The organism is Phytohabitans kaempferiae, assembly GCF_042433955.1.
GTDB classification, from domain to species: domain Bacteria; phylum Actinomycetota; class Actinomycetes; order Mycobacteriales; family Micromonosporaceae; genus Phytohabitans; species Phytohabitans kaempferiae.
Window position 1 is genome coordinate 44,702 of record NZ_JBHLUH010000059.1, and the last position, 18,720, is coordinate 63,421.

General features: G+C 62.6%; 12 protein-coding genes. 8 read left to right on the forward strand and 4 right to left on the reverse strand.

Annotated features, from left to right (window positions below; genetic code table 11):
- Positions 1 to 108: 108 nt before the first annotated feature.
- Positions 109 to 543 carry a hypothetical protein gene (locus ACFFIA_RS27380; RefSeq protein ID WP_377255685.1) on the reverse strand — a complete coding sequence of 145 codons (435 nt, stop codon included), beginning with the start codon at positions 541 to 543 and terminating at the stop codon, positions 109 to 111.
- A gap of 885 nt (positions 544 to 1,428) precedes the next feature.
- On the opposite strand from ACFFIA_RS27380, the gene ACFFIA_RS27385 reads away from it, so the two are divergent.
- Positions 1,429 to 2,694 (forward strand): KAP family P-loop NTPase fold protein, encoded by a 1,266-nt coding sequence (locus ACFFIA_RS27385; protein WP_377255687.1) that lies wholly within the window; start codon positions 1,429 to 1,431, stop codon positions 2,692 to 2,694.
- Between the two features lie 10 nt (positions 2,695 to 2,704).
- On the forward strand, positions 2,705 to 4,414 hold the full coding sequence (locus ACFFIA_RS27390) for an Hsp70 family protein (RefSeq protein ID WP_377255690.1): 1,710 nt from the start codon (positions 2,705 to 2,707) through the stop codon (positions 4,412 to 4,414).
- A gap of 479 nt (positions 4,415 to 4,893) precedes the next feature.
- Here ACFFIA_RS27390 and ACFFIA_RS27395 read toward each other — a convergent pair whose 3' ends face one another.
- Positions 4,894 to 6,981 (reverse strand): putative bifunctional diguanylate cyclase/phosphodiesterase, encoded by a 2,088-nt coding sequence (locus ACFFIA_RS27395; protein WP_377255693.1) that lies wholly within the window; start codon positions 6,979 to 6,981, stop codon positions 4,894 to 4,896.
- On the opposite strand from ACFFIA_RS27395, the gene ACFFIA_RS27400 reads away from it, so the two are divergent.
- The 3 genes from ACFFIA_RS27400 to ACFFIA_RS27410 all read left to right on the forward strand — a co-directional run bounded on the left by ACFFIA_RS27400 (position 6,980) and on the right by ACFFIA_RS27410 (position 9,941).
- Positions 6,980 to 7,255: a hypothetical protein gene (locus ACFFIA_RS27400; RefSeq protein WP_377255696.1), complete on the forward strand. Its 276-nt coding sequence runs from the start codon at positions 6,980 to 6,982 to the stop codon at positions 7,253 to 7,255. The two genes, ACFFIA_RS27395 and ACFFIA_RS27400, sit on opposite strands and share 2 nt — an antisense overlap.
- Before the next feature lie 407 nt (positions 7,256 to 7,662).
- The gene (locus ACFFIA_RS27405; RefSeq protein ID WP_377255699.1) at positions 7,663 to 8,640 is read left to right on the forward strand and encodes a DUF6545 domain-containing protein; all 978 of its coding nucleotides are present in this window, start codon (positions 7,663 to 7,665) and stop codon (positions 8,638 to 8,640) included.
- Between the two features lie 374 nt (positions 8,641 to 9,014).
- A complete protein-coding gene (locus tag ACFFIA_RS27410; RefSeq protein ID WP_377255702.1) occupies positions 9,015 to 9,941 on the forward strand; it encodes a Shedu anti-phage system protein SduA domain-containing protein in 927 nt (308 codons plus the stop codon).
- Here the strand turns inward: ACFFIA_RS27410 and ACFFIA_RS27415 are convergent.
- A complete protein-coding gene (locus ACFFIA_RS27415) occupies positions 9,868 to 10,440 on the reverse strand; it encodes a transposase (RefSeq protein WP_377255705.1) in 573 nt (190 codons plus the stop codon). The genes ACFFIA_RS27410 and ACFFIA_RS27415 overlap by 74 nt on opposite strands.
- A 324-nt stretch (positions 10,441 to 10,764) precedes the next feature.
- Between ACFFIA_RS27415 and ACFFIA_RS27420 the strand changes: the two genes are divergently transcribed.
- The 3 genes from ACFFIA_RS27420 (at position 10,765) to ACFFIA_RS27430 (ending at position 16,455) form a co-directional block, all read left to right on the forward strand.
- On the forward strand, positions 10,765 to 14,004 hold the full coding sequence (locus ACFFIA_RS27420; RefSeq protein ID WP_377255786.1) for a DEAD/DEAH box helicase: 3,240 nt from the start codon (positions 10,765 to 10,767) through the stop codon (positions 14,002 to 14,004).
- Positions 14,004 to 15,269 carry a hypothetical protein gene (locus ACFFIA_RS27425; protein WP_377255707.1) on the forward strand — a complete coding sequence of 422 codons (1,266 nt, stop codon included), beginning with the start codon at positions 14,004 to 14,006 and terminating at the stop codon, positions 15,267 to 15,269. Before ACFFIA_RS27420 ends, ACFFIA_RS27425 begins: the two co-directional genes overlap by 1 nt.
- Before the next feature lie 64 nt (positions 15,270 to 15,333).
- A complete protein-coding gene (locus tag ACFFIA_RS27430) occupies positions 15,334 to 16,455 on the forward strand; it encodes a phospholipase D-like domain-containing protein (protein ID WP_377255709.1) in 1,122 nt (373 codons plus the stop codon).
- A gap of 58 nt (positions 16,456 to 16,513) precedes the next feature.
- Here ACFFIA_RS27430 and ACFFIA_RS27435 read toward each other — a convergent pair whose 3' ends face one another.
- Entirely contained in the window at positions 16,514 to 17,977 is a 1,464-nt protein-coding gene (locus tag ACFFIA_RS27435; RefSeq protein WP_377255712.1) for a TIGR02710 family CRISPR-associated CARF protein, read from the reverse strand.
- Positions 17,978 to 18,720 lie beyond the last annotated feature (743 nt).

The window sequence follows — 18,720 nt, forward strand, 5'->3', positions numbered from 1 at the left end:
CCTTAGCCGGCCCGCCCACACCCAACACGGGCACCGGCCGGATCCCGACACTCCCCACAGGGGGAGTCATTGTCCACGGGGGAGGGATGTTACGGGTTAGCCGAAGCGCTACGGGTAGCGCCCGCCCGGCTCGTACGGCCGCCAGTCGCCGTGCCTGGTGATCTTGCGGGCGTCACGGCCCAGGCTCGTCTTGCGCATCGCCACGTGCCGCAGCCGCTCCACAGCCTCGCGCAACGCCGCCGCGGCCTCCGGCCGGTCCGGCCACCACTGGCCCAGGATCGGGCCAGTGGTGGCCACTACAGCCGCCAGCGGCGCGTCGCCTGGCAGGTCGGCCAGGGCCTTGCCCACCGCAGTCGCGGTGGCGTAGGCGTCGCGGTCCATCGGCCCGTGCGGCCAACCCTCGCCGCGCCGCCACACGTCGGCCAGCTCGAGCACCGCGGCCGCCGCCGCCCGGACCTGTTCGGCCAGCTCCGCGTCCGTGACGGCCGCCAGCTTCCGCATCGACTCGGCGGCCCTCTGCGGGTCGTAGGTGCCACGGCTCACCCGATCACGGTAGCGGCTGGTAACGGAGGCGTTGCCAGCCTCTGACCAGGGCCGCAACGCTCCCGCTAACAGGTTCGCCAACGGGTGGAAGCGGGCTCCGCCAGGGCGGCAAGCCGCTCCCGGTGCCAGAACCTGAGCGCGTGGAGGGCGGCTTGCCGGGGCGCGTCGTACCAGTAGCCTGTAGGTTCGTGCGGGTTCGGGTCGGCGGGGTGAGGGCTGCGCTGGCTGCGGCGCTTGGCTGCGCTACGCATGGTGGCGTAGCGGCGAAACTCAATTTTTCTAACTGCGCTGCTCGCGGTGAGGACGTCAAGCCCGCGGATCAGGGCCGCCTCGTCGTGACGGAACGGCCCAGCGAGTTCCTCCAGGAAGTTCAGCGTCGCGTGGAAGCCGATCGGTCGGTAGAGCTAAACGCACGAACGCAGTGCCGATACCCGATGCTGATAGGGCAACGCCGGATCGCGTACCCGGCGGGCGTACACGCTGAAACTCACGCCGATGAGACTAACCAGAGATAACCCAGAGCCACACTGCGTCAGCTCCCGCGGCCAGATAGATCCCCTCTAACTGGCCGCCCCGGGGACATCCAGCGGCTCTGATCCACTTCTTCTTCTTGTGGAGGGGCGACGGATAGTCACGTTCGGTGTGGCATGACGGCGAACCGTGTTCGAAGGCGATCATCTACCCAGGACAGTCCTGTCTCATCTGGTGCCGATGTGCGATGCATTTCGGAGGGTCGGAGGAGCGCCAGCAGGCGCACCTCCGGGTGCCCGCATCGCGGGGTTGAGGCGTCGGCGCAACGTGGTCCCGATGTGGCCGAAGACCCGTTGACACCCGACGTTCCGCTCCTCAATCTGATGACGATTGGGTCATGAGGGAAGGACCGGTGTGTTACTGAACGACAACCCGACCGACGGCGTCGCCAACGACCGCTTCGGTTTCGCGGCTCATGCGGAGGTGCTCTGTCGTGCACTGCGCCGTAGTCACTCGCTGCCCTTGACCGTCGGGGTCTTCGGAGCCTGGGGCACAGGAAAGTCAAGCTTTCTCAACATCTGCCGCAGCATGCTGAATGCCCAGGGTGTGCCGACCGTCATGATCAATCCATGGAAGTACGACCAGCGGGACGAGGTGTGGCACGCGGTACTGCAGGCAATCTTGAGCGAGATTGAAGATGGCCTGCGCAAGCGAGACAAGGAGGACGGGGCGACCAAACAGACCCTGCGCCGGGCTGGGGAGATCGCCCGCCAGCTCGGGAAGTCCGTGTTGTGGCTGGCCGCGCGTAAGGTCGCCGCCCCGTTGACAGCGGGGTTTGTTACAACTGCCGACCTCGATGCTATGGCCGCGCGCTGGGCTGCCCGCGACTCGCACGAGTACCTACATGTCAATCGGTTCGAGCACGAGTTCGCAGAGCTTGTTCAGCTATACGGCGAGGGGCAGCCGTTGGTCATCTTCATCGATGACCTAGATCGTTGCACGCCCGATGCTGCGGTAATGGTTCTGGACTCACTAAAGCTGTTTCTCGGCGAATCGTCATGCGTCTTCATCCTTGCGATGGATCCGAAGGTCATAGGTGAAGCAGCGGCGGCACGGTTCGGTGGCAACCTCCTGCGGGGACGACAATATCTGGAGAAGCTCATCCAGTTGCCGTACTACCTCCCCGCGATCACCTTCGAGTCCATCTATGTGCAGATGCGCGACGACGTATCAGTCGAGACCAATGACCGTGCGCTTTGGGAGATGGTGCGTCATGCCTATGGCTCCAATCCGCGAAAGATCCGGCGCTTCATCAATGGGCTAAATCTTGCGGGCGACATGCTCTCGACCCCCGAAGAAGCGAAGCCCTCACCGCAACGAGTCTGGTATGCAGCGGCACTCCTAATCATGCGCGCAGAACACCCATGGTTCTTCGAACAACTGCTGGTCGATCCAGACCTATGGAAGCGATCGGTGAACGAGCCCGCTACGAAGGATGACACCGAAGAGGCAACAACCATTCGCGGCTTTCTGAGCGCGATTCATCAGCAGGACAACCGCCTGGATTTCCCCGGCCCACCCAGCGCAGACGAGATCAAAGTCCTGACACATGTGATCATTGCGGCCGGAGGCGCGCTTACCGGGCTGAATGATCTCACTGACGGCGACGTTGAAGAGTAGTACCAAAGAGATGGCTCGATACTTCGTCGGAATCGACGTCGGCGACGGTGAAAGCTGTCTCGCGTGGACCTCACGGGAGTCTAGCGAGATCCACGTCTTTCGCCGCCGTAACCGTGAACAGAGCATCCTGACCGCAGTGGCTTTCCGCGACTCGGGCTCAACCGACCCCAACTCCGCCACCCATACGATCGATGACTCCAAAATTCAGGTGTTGATTGGAGAGGATGCTGTCGGAACGCCCGGCACGTCAAACTTCACCGTCAACTTCAAACGCCCGCCAACAACCGACCCGAGCACGTTGGCTCCTGTCGCCCATTTCGTCACCGCACTCTTGGCTGAGTTCTTCAACGAGCATCCTCAGATTCGCGACGACTGTGTCATCTATGTCGGCCATCCCACGGGCTGGAGTGTCATAGACGTAGACGCCTACCACTCAAGCCTGCGCGGAATCGCCACAGACCTTCGACTAATGCCGGAATCACAATCGGCGCTCCTGCACGCCCGCGACCGAGCCGTTGCTGACACCGACATCGACAAGGTGCTTGTCGTCGATATTGGATCGTCAACCATCGACTTCACCTACGTTCAGGATCTGGAGCCCTTCAACCTTGACTGCGGAGCAACCTTCGGTTGCCGCGACCTCGATCTAGCGATGTCTACCAAAGTTCGAAACACATTGCGCCACAACAAAAGGTTTGCCGCCGCACTCCAGGCCGAGGATGCGCAGGACTTCTTACTCCTCGCGTGTAGGCGAGTCAAGGAAGCACGATTTAGTGGCGCTCAGGCACAAATTTGGGACCTCCGGCAGGTCAACAACAAGGAATTTGGCCCTATCGTCGACAAGGCGTGGTCAGCCCTGAGTACCATTGACATGCACTCTTTGATCAACGAGCCAGATGGGTGGCGCGAACGATTCGCCCAAGAGTTGACATGTGTTCGCCGTAAGCTTGGGACCGAGCCGAGCCGAATCATCCTTACGGGCGGGGGTTCACGTATGGCCTTCACCAAAGATGTATGCCGTGAAATCTTCCCCGCCACTCTGGTCGAGGAGGACGACGAACCCTCGTTCTCCGTGGCGAGAGGACTGGCCAGCAACGGCCGCCATGTCGCGCGGCTTACGGCCTTCCGCCGCGATATGGCCGCCCTGCTCGAGGAGACGACCTTCGTGGCGATCATCGAGCAGGCCGTGAAAGACTACGCCACGTCTATTCGGCGAGAGCTTCGAAAACAAGCCATCCGCGCCCAGGCATTCCCGCTCCGGGCCTTGCGGGGGAGAAACCGCGAAGCCCTGCATGCGGCGATACAACCCATCCTGACCGAGTTTGTCCCGTCACTTGCCGCCCGCCTTGCCGACTGGATTACTGACGCGAGTAAGGAGATTTGTGTCAGGTACGGTCTGGACACACAGCGCTTCGCGATTGCTTTCGCAATGCCCGCCGTCGTCTCCGACGACCTCGTCCGACAGTTTCGTCTCCTTGCGATCAATGCCCAGAGCGCCTGGATGCTCAACGCCTCGTACTACAAGCTCGCGACACCAAGAATCATGGCCGGGGCGATGACGGTTAGCGGAATTCTCATCGCCGACTACCGCATCCGCCGCGCCGTCCGAGAGGCATGTTCACCGGAATTCGTCACGGGACTTATCGACGACGTTCGCGCATCGCTTACACCTCAGATCGACGCGGCGGCCTCAAGCGCTGGGCGCTTTCTGCATGCTTGATGTGTCCACGTCCTCCTGTTCAAGCACGTTGACCGGCTGGATTTGTAGACCTACACCTGCGGTCGCGGGCAGCACCTCGCGCCGGGTGGTATCAGCCGGTTACGGCTCTGTCGCGCCGTCCTCACCATCAGTCCCGCGCGGCAACGGCCTTCTATCCGTAACGGCGGCATGTCGCAGGCGCGCCCTCGTCATCGTGGGCGTGGTGGCCGGCAACGGGCGCGGCGGGTGATGTCGCGGACGCTTGTGGCGGTACCGGCGGCGTGCTGGCCGGTGTACCACGGCAGCAGTTCCGATCCAGCTGGCCGGTAACACGCTGGCGAAGCCGATGGCTGGTCTTCCAGGACCGGTGGCGACCCGAGGCCACGGAGCCAGGCCACGTTCCTCAACAACCCTGAACAATCCGGAGACCGCGCGGCGGTGGCGGGTTGAAAGCGACCTGAGGAAGGTGTCGCAGAAGGCGTCGGCCGAGGACTTTGAGGTCAGCTCGCCCGCAGATCCACAGCGGTAGCCGATCGCGCTGTGTGCGGCCCAAGCTGTCTTGGCACCCCGGCGACGCCGATGGACAAACGTCGTTCCAACTCGTCGGCCGATAGCGGTGACCCGAACAGGGGACCGTGCCCGAACGGGCAGCCGAGGTCAAGCACGACCTGCCGTGTCTCGGGCTTGTCGAGGCCTTCCGCGCACACTGCCATGGTCAAGTCCTGACCGAGTCTGATGGTGCCCTTGACAATGGCGGTGGCCTTGCGCTCGCCCAGCCGTGAGATCAACGATTGATCGATCCTCAAGCCGGCGAAAGGGATCGCGTCCAGGAGCGCGAGCGACGAGGCCGCGCTACCAAACCGGTCAAGAACGAATTTGACTCCAGCCGCGTCGAGCTTGTCCAGGACCGGCTCCGGCCCAACCGGTGCAGATGGCACATCGATGATCAGAGTCGCCGGGTTCAGGCGATGCTGTGCCAACTCGGCGAGGACCATGACGGGGAACCGCGGATCGTTGATACTCGCCGGCGCCACGGCCACCTCGACCTGGACCGGGTGTCCACGGGCGCGCCAGAACTTCAGCGCGGCCAGCGCCTGCCGCAACAACACCTTCGTGAAGGAGTGTGCGTGGTACTGCGCGGCCACCGTCCACCAGGTCGCTGTGGGCAGGACTCCACGTTGCGGGTGTCTCCACACTGGTGTGGCCCGGGCGGCGACGATATCGCCGGTAGCCAGCCGGATGATCGGTTCGTACCGCACCTCAATGTGCCCGGCAGCGACGGCGTCGGGGAACTGTACGGCTAACTCTAGGTTCAGTGCGTCCGCCGTGTCGTTGTCCGGGTCGAACACGGTCAACGCCCTGCCAGCGCGCTTGGCCTGGTACATCGCGACATCAGCACGCCGCAGCAGCTCGCTGACATCGATGCCCCCAGAGGTGACGGCGAGCCCGGCGCTGCCGCGGATGGGTATCTGCACGCCGTCGACCTGCGCGGACTGGCATACCGCGGCATGGATCTGCCGCGCGCGATGGGTGGCGGCCTCGGCGCTCAACCCAGCGAACAGCACCGCGAACTCGTCGCCGCCAAGACGCGCCACCAGTTGACCATCGACCGTCGCGGCCTGCCGGAGCCGGGCCGCCACCGCCACCAGCAGGCGGTCGCCGGCTTCGTGGCCGAAGGTGTCGTTGACGGCCTTGAAACCAGTCAGGTCCAACAGCCACAACGCGGTCCGGCCGGAGCTCAGCAGGCGTGATGCTTCGCTGAGCAGTCGTCGGCGGTTCGCCAGTCCGGTCATGGGGTCATGCGTCGCCTCATAGGTCAGCTGTGCCTCGACGATCGTCGCCCGTTTGCGGCCCAGCGCCGTCTCTATCGAGGTGCCAAGGGCGGCGCAGAAGATGCCCAGAGCCCGCGCGTGACGGTCCGTCAGCATCCGACGGTCAAACGTCAGCATCCGCAAGGTGCCAAGCTCGCCGGTGCCCTGGCCCGCGACAATGGCCTGGACCGTCCATTGCCGATTTCGTGCCTGACGCTCATCACCTCCCGGTCTGCCGTCGAACTCCACGCCGTCGGCCGTCGCACGGACCACCCGGTCGCCATCCAGGTCCGCCCACTGAACCTCGACAGCCTCCGCACCGAACCAGTCGATCGCGCCGCGCGCCGCCGTACGTGCTGCGGCACCACTGTCCGCAACATGGAAGGCGTCAGTGATCATTGCCAGGCGTTCCCACGCCCTACGCTCACCGGTCACCGCGATGCGGTGCATACGCGCCGCGTACCCCACCAGCAAGACCAGCGGCAGCAGCAACAACAACCGACGGTCACCGGCCACCATCGCGGTCACTAGCAGCGCCAACAGGATCTGACCAGCCCTCACCGTCAGGCGGCTGGCCCAACCGGCGCGCAAAGCGTCCCGCCAAGCGGCCCCCGTCGACACAACGGCGGCCGTCGCGGACATAACCTCGGTCGACATGCCGGCCGCGACACCGGCCAGCACCACCCAGGGAACGTAGGCGGCCGCGGGTGCGCCGAACACAACCCCGTCCCGGCCGACGAACGACAGCGCCGCCACCGCAACGAGAGCGCCCACCATGTCAACACCGGCCGCGCCCAACCGCGTCGTCAACCCCCGGCGGGCCAGCACGCCGGATGTCACCGCCACGCCACAGACCACGCAGATCGCCGCCCAGGAAATCGGCAACGTAGCGGCAACGACCAACACCACAGCCGCCATCAACGACACCCTGGCGCCAGGAAATGCCGGAATCGGCAACGTACTGGTACGTCCAAGTGCCACCAACGCGGTGGCCGCCGCCAAATACATCCAATCGCCGACGGCTGGCCACGTCACCGGCAAACCGAAGTAAAGCAGGCCACCCGTCCCGCACGCCCACATCGAAGAGGCCAACCATCGCGTCCGTCCCACCACGCCCCTGACCAAAGCCCGACCCTCCCCGTCCGACCTGGACGCTCATCTACGCCGATCGAACTGATCACGATGACTTGATCGTAACCGGAATTTCATCAACTCCTCGTTCCCCAGTTTTGATAAATGATCCAACGAAGCGCGCTTGCATCGACATGTGCGATGCCGTAGTCAACCTGCTGGCAATTGGCTTCGCCGCGCCACCGACGACCGAAACCGCACCGAGCCAGCCGTTGAGATGTCAACTGTCGCCGTGCTCCCATATCAGCCACACTGAAGCCGGCCCACCCCGGTCGCGGGGCAGATGCCAGGCCCCAGGGCCTCACGAGCCGATGGAGGTGTACAACGGTGAACCGCCGCCGCGGTCTGGCACCGCTGGATCTTCCCGCCGGACCGATGCCGACGACCGCTCACGGATGGTGCTCGGTCGTCGGTGACCTGCGCGACAGGCCAATCAGGGTGGTCGAGGTCGAGGTCCCGATCGGCGGACCGTCGGGCATGCTGCTGCACCGCACCGACGAAGACCTGATCGTCGTCGCGGACGACGCCTCGCCGTTGCTGCAGAGCCACATCGTCCTACACGAACTGGCGCATTTGATTCTGGGACATCGGCAATTGGACCACCACGACTCGACGCGCGTCTCCGGTGTCCGGCGGGCCCAGGAGCGTCAGGCTGAGCAGTACGCCGAATACATGGCGTCGCTGTCAAGCGTCTCCGCAGGCCGCCGCATGAACGGTGAGCCGGCGGGCCGCCGCCACCCCGTCTGGCCTGCCGCCCGCTCAGACGCACAAGGTAGGTGGTCACGCAGCAGTCGGATCTCGACTGTCACCAGTACCGTCACGCGACACAACCTGTATCGGCGGTTGCACAGCGTCTGGCTACCGCTCACCAAGGCGGCGCCACGCTTCGTCGTGCCGATCCTCGACCCCGAACTCGACCAGCAGCTTCCGTTTCGGCACACCCGCGCGGCCTTACGCCGGCGAGTCGTACAGATACACGACGGGCTATGGCATATCCGCGGCCAACTCGACCCGGCCGTGTACGAGGAAGCACACGTCCGCGCGCGACGCGTCGGCCTGGACAAACACAGCGCCGACATCGAAGGGCTTGCCACGATGATCACCGCCGCCCTTCGACTGCCCCACCCGCTGGACGAACCCGGCGCGCGCCGCCCAACGCCGCGGCACGGGTTCAACGACGTGGACAGCGAAGCCGAACGCCTTGCCGCTGTCGCCCACGCGATCCGCCGCTCGCCGATCGTCGCCGCAACCATGGCCAGCATCGACCGTCGCAGTACAGCCCACCGTCAGCCGGCGCCCATGTAGCGATCGGCGGCCAAGCAGGGCGGCTACGACCTGCCGATCGGACGCCCCCTGACGGGATGCAGACACCGCCTACGTCGCGGCTAGGCAGGGCCGCCAGTGACGCCTCGCCGCACCAGCCCGGCGTCCGCCGAAGCTCTTACTGGTAACGACGAAGACCACTTAGATCGGCTAGCATGTCGGCCGATTCGGCGGTAGGTGCATGGCGTGGACGGAGTTGGTGCGCTTCTGCTGCCGTGTTTGCCTCGCGGCAGGACGGAGGCGACCACGGGCGCAGTTCTTCTAGCGCCCCGGCCAGCGGCGGTCTGGATGATCATGAGCGACCACGCGGTGTCGCGCTTCGGCGGTTGATCGCGCTTCCCGCGTACGCTGCCATCGTGCAAGAAAGTGACTTCCGGCGCCCGTTCGTAGGCCACTTACCTGGCTACCTTGCGGAGAACGAGGGAACGGCGCACGGGCGCCCAAGCGAGGAGGCGTACAACAGCCTGCTGGCAGAGCGCTGGCAGCAGTTGCTCGACAGCCCGGAGTCGAAGGACGAGGGGCTCCTCCAGGCGTTCCTCGAACGGCACCCATCCTTGCTGCCCGGTAGTCATACGGTTGATGGCGACTCAGGGCACCCGCCCTACCCTATGGCGGTGGTTTCGCAGCCAACGCTCCCCGGACTGAGCGCGCGGCGTCCGGACTTCCTGTGGATCGCCTGCCACAGCAGCGAGGTGTTTCCGATCTTGATCGAGATCGAGACACCGCACAAACAGTGGTTCTACGGTGACCGCGCCGAGATCCACAGCGACCTGACGCACGCCCAAGGGCAGCTCGCTGAGTGGCGTGCCTGGTTCAGCCGCGGATACAACCGCGAGCTTTTCATCGATCAGTACGGCCTTGGCACCTTCATGGGCAGCAGGAAGCTTAGCCCTCGGTTTGTGCTGGTGTATGGCCGCAGCGAGAACTACCAGGGCATAAGGCGGCGCCAGGAGAAGCGAGCAGAGCTTGCGCGCGAAGACGAGCGGTTGATGTCCTTCGACCGGCTAACGCCCTGCAAGTACAGCATTCTGTACTCGTGCGTTCGCCGGGAGCAGGACGGCTACCGCGTCCTGTCAGTGCCGCCGAGCTTGACGATCTTCAACCACGGCAAGTGGTACCACCCCTCTGTGGGCTGGCTCGAAGCGCTCGACGACTGCCCCGACATGGCGCCGAGCCGTCGCGACTACCTCAAAGAGCAGCTCGACTTACTCAGGAGGCGGCCAGACGCCTATGTCCGCAAGCTTGACAGCGGCCTGCGCGTGCGACGTCCGGAGCGGCTTTGAGGCTGGTGGCAGCTGGTAGCGGTACAGGCGGTCGGGCCGCCTGTACCGCCACACGACTAGGAAGCGCCGCCGTAGCCGGGCTGGACGCGCCGACGTGCTGGCCGCCGTCGCGGATGCGAGTGACGCGCGTTGCAGCATCGCGATGGCCGGCGTCACGCGGTCCATCGCCTCGGCCGGAAGCTCTGGTGCGGAAGACGACGAGCCGCTGCAGCCGCCGCAGCACCAGGTGCAGCGCAGGCCACAGCCCGGCCTTCGTCCATTCAATGAAACGGCAGTACGCGGTGGCGCGGGTGACGGCGAACATCGCCTGGGGCAGCTTCCACCAGGAGCAACCGGCCTGGGTCAGGTCGCAGATCGCGGCCAGCACCGCCCGATCATCTATCCGTCGCCGCCCACCACCCTGCGGCCGCACCGGCACAGGCGGAATCAACGGCGCGGCGAACTCCCACAGAGCATACAGTTCGGCAAGTCCACGGTCCGGGACACATCCGCCATCCAATCGAGTGGCCGTCGGAAGCCACGACCGCCCAATTCCCCAGCCAATCGCCTAGGTCAGACCGGACTCGACATGGAAGCATGGAAATACAAGAGCGTTCTAACCTGAAACAGACGTGCATAATGGGACGGGAAATGAATCAGGAGGTCCGTCGATGGCGAGCTTCTCGGTCGCTCACAACACGGTTCGCCCGACGGCCGCACCTCCGACAACGGCACGTCGCCGCATGACACACAGGAGGAGGACCCTGCATTCACGTCTCGGATCGTGCCGTCGGCGGCACCGGTCTGCACCGGGCGCCAGTAGGTTGCCTGTCCAGTGACCGAGATGCAAATTCCCATCGCGTGGCTTGATGACGAGTGCGTCGAGCGCAACCCTGAGGCATTTGCGCGATGTGATGCGGAGAAGGCGACAATTCGCTTCACCGTCTTGCCGCACGTCTTGGACAAGGCAGGCGTCAGCGCTCACGAGGTTGAGGCCGACCTGATGGACGGGATGACGCTCACACACAGAGAGCAAGGCAATTGTTTCATCGCGACCGGCTCACAGTTTCGGCTCGTTGTTGTCTCGTCAACTGGCCGTGATAGGTCCACGGAAATAGCAAAAGTAGTCGACGTCCAGTTCTCAATCGTCGCCCGCCGCAACTTGTTGGTCCGGCCGGATTCGATAACGCTCGAGAGACCACAGCGCGACGACGCACCGTGTGACCTTCCTGACCTTGTGGAAAAATTCGCAAGAGCGAGGTTAATCCTCCACAGGCGGGAGAGCATTCGTGGTACGAGTCGTCGGCGGTTAGCTAGGGCGAAACGCAAGCCGCCAGGCAGAAGTTTCAGGAGGGACGCTAAACGCGAGCTTGCCACTATCTCGGCATTGCTTCAGGTACTACGGTTGCGCGCTGCGACGACCGCGGAGATATCTAACGAAGGCGTGGTCACGGACAGCCACGTAGGAAACGCGGTCGTCCAGGTTCAAGCCAATTCGCGCCTGTTCGATCACTCAAGAATCACGCTCACCCTAGGGGATCAAGTCGCTCTGCGGTGCCGGGTTGACGAGGCCGGCTCTAACAAGGACCGCGGAATCCTGCTACTACGACTACCCCGCAGTGTCGTTCTCAAACGAGGGCTAAACGTAACCGCCGAGGCGGTGCCTCGTTTCCCGATGCTTGCCAATGCGGTCGCTGCTCGCCGTTTCACCGCTGAGAACATAGATGGATCATGGGACGACCTGGCACTTCTCCTACTCCGGCCCGAAGGACTGTCAAACCTACAGCGAACCGAAATTGGTCAGTTCCACCTGGAATGCGGAGCCGGTCCGGACGAATTTCGTTTCAATGATGAACAGAGGGAAGCAGTTGCTGGTGCGGTCAACGCGCCACACGCCTTTCTTATCAAGGGCCCTCCAGGCACCGGCAAGACCTCCGTTATTGCCGAGACCGTGTTACAGTTGGTTGAACGAGGCGAGCGTATCTTACTGGTCGCTCCTATGCACGTGGCCCTAGATGAGGTCCTCCAGAGACTTAGTAATGAGCCGAGCGTCTTTCCTATCCGTATCGCGTGGGATGAGTCGAGGGTTCGCCAGGACCTGCAGCGATTCATGCCGGAGCATCTGTCAGCGACCTACCTGCGCCGCGCAAGGACAATTGATCAGTCCAGAGCGAAAGAGTGGCGCGACGAAATCGACGAGCTAGTTTCTCTGCGCGAAGCGATCACTGAGTTCCGGGTGTACCGAAGTCAGCGGTCTCTTTTCGAGCAAACCCTGGCAGACGGCACCGGCGCCCTGGAGCGTCTGGAGAGGGAGTACGAGAGTCAGGTCTCAGAAATCAACAAGTCTGAGTCATCTGACGTTGAGACGGTTCGTGAGTCCGCAGAGTCGCTAGAACGCCTTCGCTCAAAGCTAGCCGACGTGGAGCGCAGGGGCACTCGTCCTGCTGGTCCTGGCGTGATGGCTCAACTTAGCGAGATTGGCGAACTGAGAACCAAGTCAGAGAGACTTGAGCGACTCATCCAAGGAACAGAGTCCAGGATCGAAGCGATATCTCTGCGACAGGCCGAGCGCTCCGAGCAGTTGATGGAAGGCGCGGCCCGCTATGCAGCCGAACGCGAGCGTCTTGCCGAGCAATACATGACGGCGCAGGACCAGCTGGCCGAGGCGCGAGTACAGGAGGAACTGGCCGCCGACCATCTCGTCCATCTTGTCGGTCACGAAGTCAGTAGCATTTCAGATCAGGCTTGGGGGGCGCGCGAGCAAGAACTCGCCGACCAGGCGGCCGTGCTCAAAAAGTTCATAGAGTTAGAAGCCCGCTGGTTTGAGGCCAGCGGGCAGACTCAGGGTAAGAGTCGAGCTGAATCACGTGACGAGTTTCAGCTCCAGATTCGGCAGTCGGCGAACGTTTTGTGCGCGACACCGGGCGGAGCGGCCTCACTTGACGATGTCGACTTCGACACGCTTATTGTTGATGAGGCGAGCCGAGTCATCGACCTTGAGTTTCTCATCGGTGCCAACCAGTCAAAACGATGGATCATCGTGGGCGACGAACATCAACTCCCACCATATCTAGACCCGGAGGACGAGCTCCACTTTCTGGCGTTGGCGGCGATCCATCTCGTGAACGGAGGATCTGCCATCGACCTTGAGGAGGCGGTGAGCAGGCTTGCGACGCAGTGGTACGAGGACGACGAGACCAGAGAATTCCGGCGGGACTCTGTCCTCGCAGCGGCGGACGAACTGCGCAAGTCACCAAATTGGTCGGTCCATGAGAGAGCTTTCCATGATCTTCTGCGCTTGATTGGCCGGAAGAACAAGAGTCCGGAACAGCAGGTGATAAGGCTTGTTCGGAAGCATCTGACGAAGAGCTTGTTCGAGCGGTGTATCACCACAGTGCCAGACGGGCTTGTCGCCAAGCTGAACACACAGCGGCGAATGATCGAGCCTATCGCGAGCTTGGTCAACGAGCCGATTTACGGTGGCGGACTCCTCTCGCCCCCTCCGGGAGTGACCGGTCCACAGCCGTTCGTGCTGCCGGCGTTCGGCGCCCCGGTTGTCTTCATGGATACCGCGGCACATCAGCGTGCTTACGACGAGTTCGACGACGGCGGCTTCACCAACGCCCTAGAGGTGGACTGGGTTTGGCGCGTTTGCTCGAACATCGAGCGGGAGTTGCAAGAGACTAACGAAACGCTCTCTGTGAGCGTCCTGACCTTCTACAAGAAGCAAGCCCGCCTCATCCGCGACCGAATCGAGTACCCGCACTCGCCGGCCTTCGCCAGAGTTGGCTTCGATGTGGTCGGCGTCATCGACAGCATTCAGGGCCAGCAGAGCGACCTGGTGATCGTCAGTTTTTGTAGAGCTAAGCAGGGCAGGCCCGGACCGAACTACGGGCGCTGGCTACAGGACACGCGCCGGCTCAACGTAGCACTCACGCGCGCTCGCCGCAGCCTCATCATGATCGGGCACCGGCCCACCCTCGAAGGTCTACGGGCTGTGCCGGAAGCCACGAAGTTCTACAGGCACCTCTTTAGCACGCTGGAAAGTCGCAAAGACGTGATGACTATCGTGAAGGACACCTGATGACGCCACGTCGCTCGGTGAAGGTCCGACGTTCGGCGCGAGGCAGCCACGGGCCGGGTGACAACGCGCTCCACATTTACGGAGCCGCGCTGCGTATCGCATTCTGGCCCGATGTAGAGGTCACGAAGCGCAACAGTTCGAGCCTGACCAAGCTCGAATTGTTCGTTCTGGAGTGCGTAACAGAACTTGAGACGTTCAGTACCGCGCAGTTCGAGGCCATCACCGGTTTGCCATCCGAGCTGCTGCACGCACTTTGCCGTAGGTTGATTAGAGCCGGGGCCGTCGTAAGACGCGATACTGAATACTTTGCAACGAGTACGGCACGCCAAACCCTTAAAGTGGGACGGACTTACGGAGCGGTCGAGGGCTCTCAATCATATATCTATTTCGTCGACTCAGGCGAGGTCGTAGCCCTGTCGAAACAAGATGCGAAGGCGTTCTTAAGGCTCGACGAGCGAGGCCGGTACATCGTCGCGACAGTTCCCGCGCCGCGGGAATTGGCGGGCGTGAAGAGGTCAGACCTTCTGGAAGAGCACATCCGGCTCGGCCGCATCCGCGGCGTCGACTCTGGCGTCCTCGGACTTACGGAGCGGGTAACCACTCCTGATCCACCTCTATTCGCCGACGGCACTTGTCTCGCGTACCAGTGCGACGCAGTCCTTCGAACCACCTATGAAAGCACCGAACTGTCCCTTATGTTCCGCTCGAAACCTCCTCGGCGTTCAAACGATCAGGCACGATCCGAGCCGGTCCACATCTTAATCCAGGGCCAGACCAACCTCGGTGATTCATGGAAGCAGTTGGCGGACGTGCTGGGAACGACAACGTATCGGCGAGCACTCTGGCACGCCTTGACCTCGTCAACATCGGCGCCTCCGCGTGTCTTGCCCACGCGATGCTCAATGAACACCTGGCAGCTCGACATCGATGGCCTATCGGCATCGGAAGTGGCGACCCAGCAGAACCTCGCCTCGGAGGCTGCTTTGGAGGTGGTCGCCGATGACTGCACCGTTTCTCTGTCAATGTCGTTCCGCCCAACAGACCCACGCGCTGAGCGCCTCTTCGCGCGCGACAAGGCAATAGCCAAAGCGCAGGCCGAGGACTCGGTCAATCCGATTCTCCGTTTCCTTGACGAGGGCAGGCCACAGCAACCACACGTCCCGCAGTTGACGACAATCGACGACATACTAAGCCGAGCGTGGTCGCTGGGACACTTCACGCTCGCATATGCACTCACCGAGCCAACGGACATTCCGCGTGACTAGGCCGATAAACGTCGGTGAGGTCGAGCCACGCACAGGCACCTTTCGGACAAGGCAGTTGTCGAGCGTGCCAATACGGGCGGAATCATGCGATGGCGCCGGACAGCAAGTTGTCTTCTCCTATCGGGGATCAGAATCCAATATACGCGATAACGTTGTCGAACTGATCGACTCCGCTCGCGAGAAGGTCTTCATCGCAAGTTTCCGTTTGGGCGAGGATGAGCTCCTGCGGTCCCTTCTGGAGGCAGTCGATCGGCTGAGGGGCCGCGTTTATGTCATCACGGCATGGAACGATCGTTCCCTCGCCCGAGGTCTAGCTGAGCTTGATCTCGTTTCCCTCGAAGACACCGAGGCGGACGACAACGGTTCAATAGAGGCTCAGAAGAAGCGGTTCCATAGGTTGACCAAGGCGGGAATCTATGTTCGCGGCCATGTTGATTGTCACGCCAAGTTCATAGTTGTCGACGACAGACGCGCGCTGATCGGGAGCGCCAACCTGGAGACAAGTGCCCTCACAGGCACGGTCAACCGGCCGGTGACAGGCGAGTTGGGGGTGCTTATCCACGACCAGGCGCGCGTACTCGAGGCTAGTCGCTTCTTCGCCCGGCTGTGGCATGAAAGCAGTGAGGAAGCCCGGCCAGGCTTCGCGTATGCCTTGAGGCAACGTAAGCCTGTTTTACCCCTCCCTCAGCTGCCGACCGTTCAGATCAATGCGACCGGCTCGATCATCTGGACCCACAGCAGCGGCAGCTTGATCGCCGAGACGATTCGGTACATTATCAATTCTGCGGAATCGAAATTGGACCTCGCGACCTTCAGCATCGCTGGGATCGCCGACGAACCATACTGGGTGCTAGATCCTCTAAAGTCTGCGATCGACCGTGGTGTGCGAGTTCGGCTACTCGTCCGTGGTCGCACCTTCCCTGCGCACATGCAAGAACTGGACAGCCTGGCCTCCGTGGGCGTCGAAGTCTACGGCGATTCACTGACACACGCCAAAGCCGTCATCGCGGATGGGCGACAAGGCGCAATTTTCTCAGCGAACCTCGACATGCGGCTCGGACTTCTTGGCAGCATAGAGGCAGGAGTGCTTCTCCCGGTCGGTAGCAGTGCGGTCACAGACGCTCAACGATTCTTGAATCACTCGATCGACCACTCTGACATGACGTACACTGCTGCGCCGGGTTGAGAGTGGAAGGCGTTCGGAGGTCGGGAACGCGCACCTTGCGAGTTTCCGCCTTCTCTGCCTATTGCTCCTTAGCCATTGAGTCACCGCTCTCTGGCGGAACAACAAAGGCCAGGTGTTTTCTCAGGTCCTCGAGGTCTTCACCCGGCCGATGTAGCTCCCAAATCTTCTTGAGGTAGAAGAAGGCGCGGCTCCCAAGCTTCTCGGACGATTCAACGTCAATCGGCTTGAAGCCGTGGGCCAAGACTGACTTGTTCCGCGCCGCTGTCAGGTCGGCCAGGTTTCGGATCGCTCTCTGGCTTGTCAATCCCGCCTGTTTTGCGAAGTCGTCGTCCGTGCACGCGAGCAGTCTCGCTGCCGTGACGAGGCTTACCTTGGACGGCAATCCGGTGTCATCCTCGGGAGATCCGATAGACAGAGCAGCGTAGCCACTCTCGATGTCATCGCCGAGCAATGTGTAGTCCGGCGAGTCACAGAGGAATCCTCGGGTCTCCTCAAGACGCCAAGCTAGGCAGCCTTCGATCGCCCGGTAGTAGAGTAATGCCGCGAAGTCATTCCGCCCGAGCCGTGAATAGTGGCCACCGAGGATATGAAGTCCCAGGATCAAGTTGAGCCGGCTCTCTGTCGAGTCGTCCAGCCGCCGCAAGAAGGCGACTTGTTGCCGAATCCTGGATGTAGTTGCCGGCGACAACGGCTCCCTGTAGCTGTTGAGCAAGTCCTCCACGCGGTCAGCGAGCGCGGGTAGGTCAGCCAACGCCAGGTCACACCACGCCTTGTAAAGATCGCTCACCGCCTTCCAGAATCTGGCTACGCTTGGGCTGGCCAGCCGGTCGCTCAGATCCTGATATCTCTTGCTCGCAATGTCGAATGCGCCAGCTCGTAGAAGTTCCGCAGCGCGGACCATCTCCTGGTCTCCGAAGATGCTGATGGGGTTGTCCAACAGGAGAAGCCGTTGAGTCTCGGGCCGGATGTGTCCCGTTGCAGGGTCCGGCTCGACCTCGACGTAGCACAGTTCCAGATCGAGCTGCCACGCTGCGAGCGCTGCGGCGGCGCTCATGACTTTGTTGCCGCCGGTAATATTGAGGATCACACGATCACGGGAAATGTCAGGACGTGAGAGGAAGTCCTTGATTGTTTGGTACACAACCCGTGGATCTGTGGCGTCTACATGGTTATGGAAGAACTCGGAATGCCTCAGGCGACCCGGACCAACCAGGTAGTCGCCGATCACATTGACAGCCTCCTCGCCCCTGCCAGAGTGGATCACCAAGAGTCGACGTGGCCGTAGCACGTCGTAGGCGACCACTGTGGACATCGGTGAGCGACCTGTGATGCTTATGAGCACAAGGTCCGTTCCATCGAGCTTGACATCGGAGTTGCGGCGGACCGCTTCCGCTATCAAGTCACGCAGGTGATCGAGGGCATATGTATCAGCGGCGTCCACGGGACTCGGGTGATCGCCGTACTCTTCCTCACCCGCGAGAATCCGACCGCGGCGTGAAAGTCCTGACTCGAGTGTCTCCACCCGAACACAGTACGTTGCGCCGGTAGGAGCCAGCGGTCGTGTATCCGCGGCCGTTGTGGCACGGGGTGGCGCGATCTCGGGCGACCGATCAAGGTGGCCGCCTGCAGGCGGTCCAGCGTCAACTTCGGAGGCGTGTGTCGGCGTACTCGCCAACGTGCGCAGGTAAGTACGCGTGAACGCGTCCAGGCGGCGCCGGATCCGGAACGAGGCATGTCGATGCCGAGCTGGGTCAAAGGCGCTACCGCGCCGCTGCCGCTCCTCGCCGCTTCGCGGCTGCGGTGCGGGTCGGCTTGCTACCGAGCAACCCCGCTCGCTGCCTGTCGCTCTCACGCCAGGTCTCGGGTGCACACGTTCGCCCGTCGGAGGCTCGAGACCCCGCCCGCCCATGCCCGACGACCGCTAACGACGAAGAGACAAGAGTCGATCGACGGCGGTCGGAGCGCAGGTCTTGTGGGTACGACCGACTGGACACGTTCTGGTGTACGCGGCTGGACACTTTCACCTGTACGCCGACAGCGTGCCCATTGGGCTCGCCGCCCACGCCGCCCGAGCCGTCTCCACCCGTGACAGCTGAACCAGCGCCACGACCCATCGGCATTCACAACCCCAGCACCGAGACGGCGTCAATGCCTATAACGAGGCGCCCCAGGCCGTTCTAACAGCCACCAAGATCACAAACAGCATACCGAGACGGTGCCAGAGCCAAGTTCTGATGACCGTTGACCAACGGTGCGTTGTGTGGC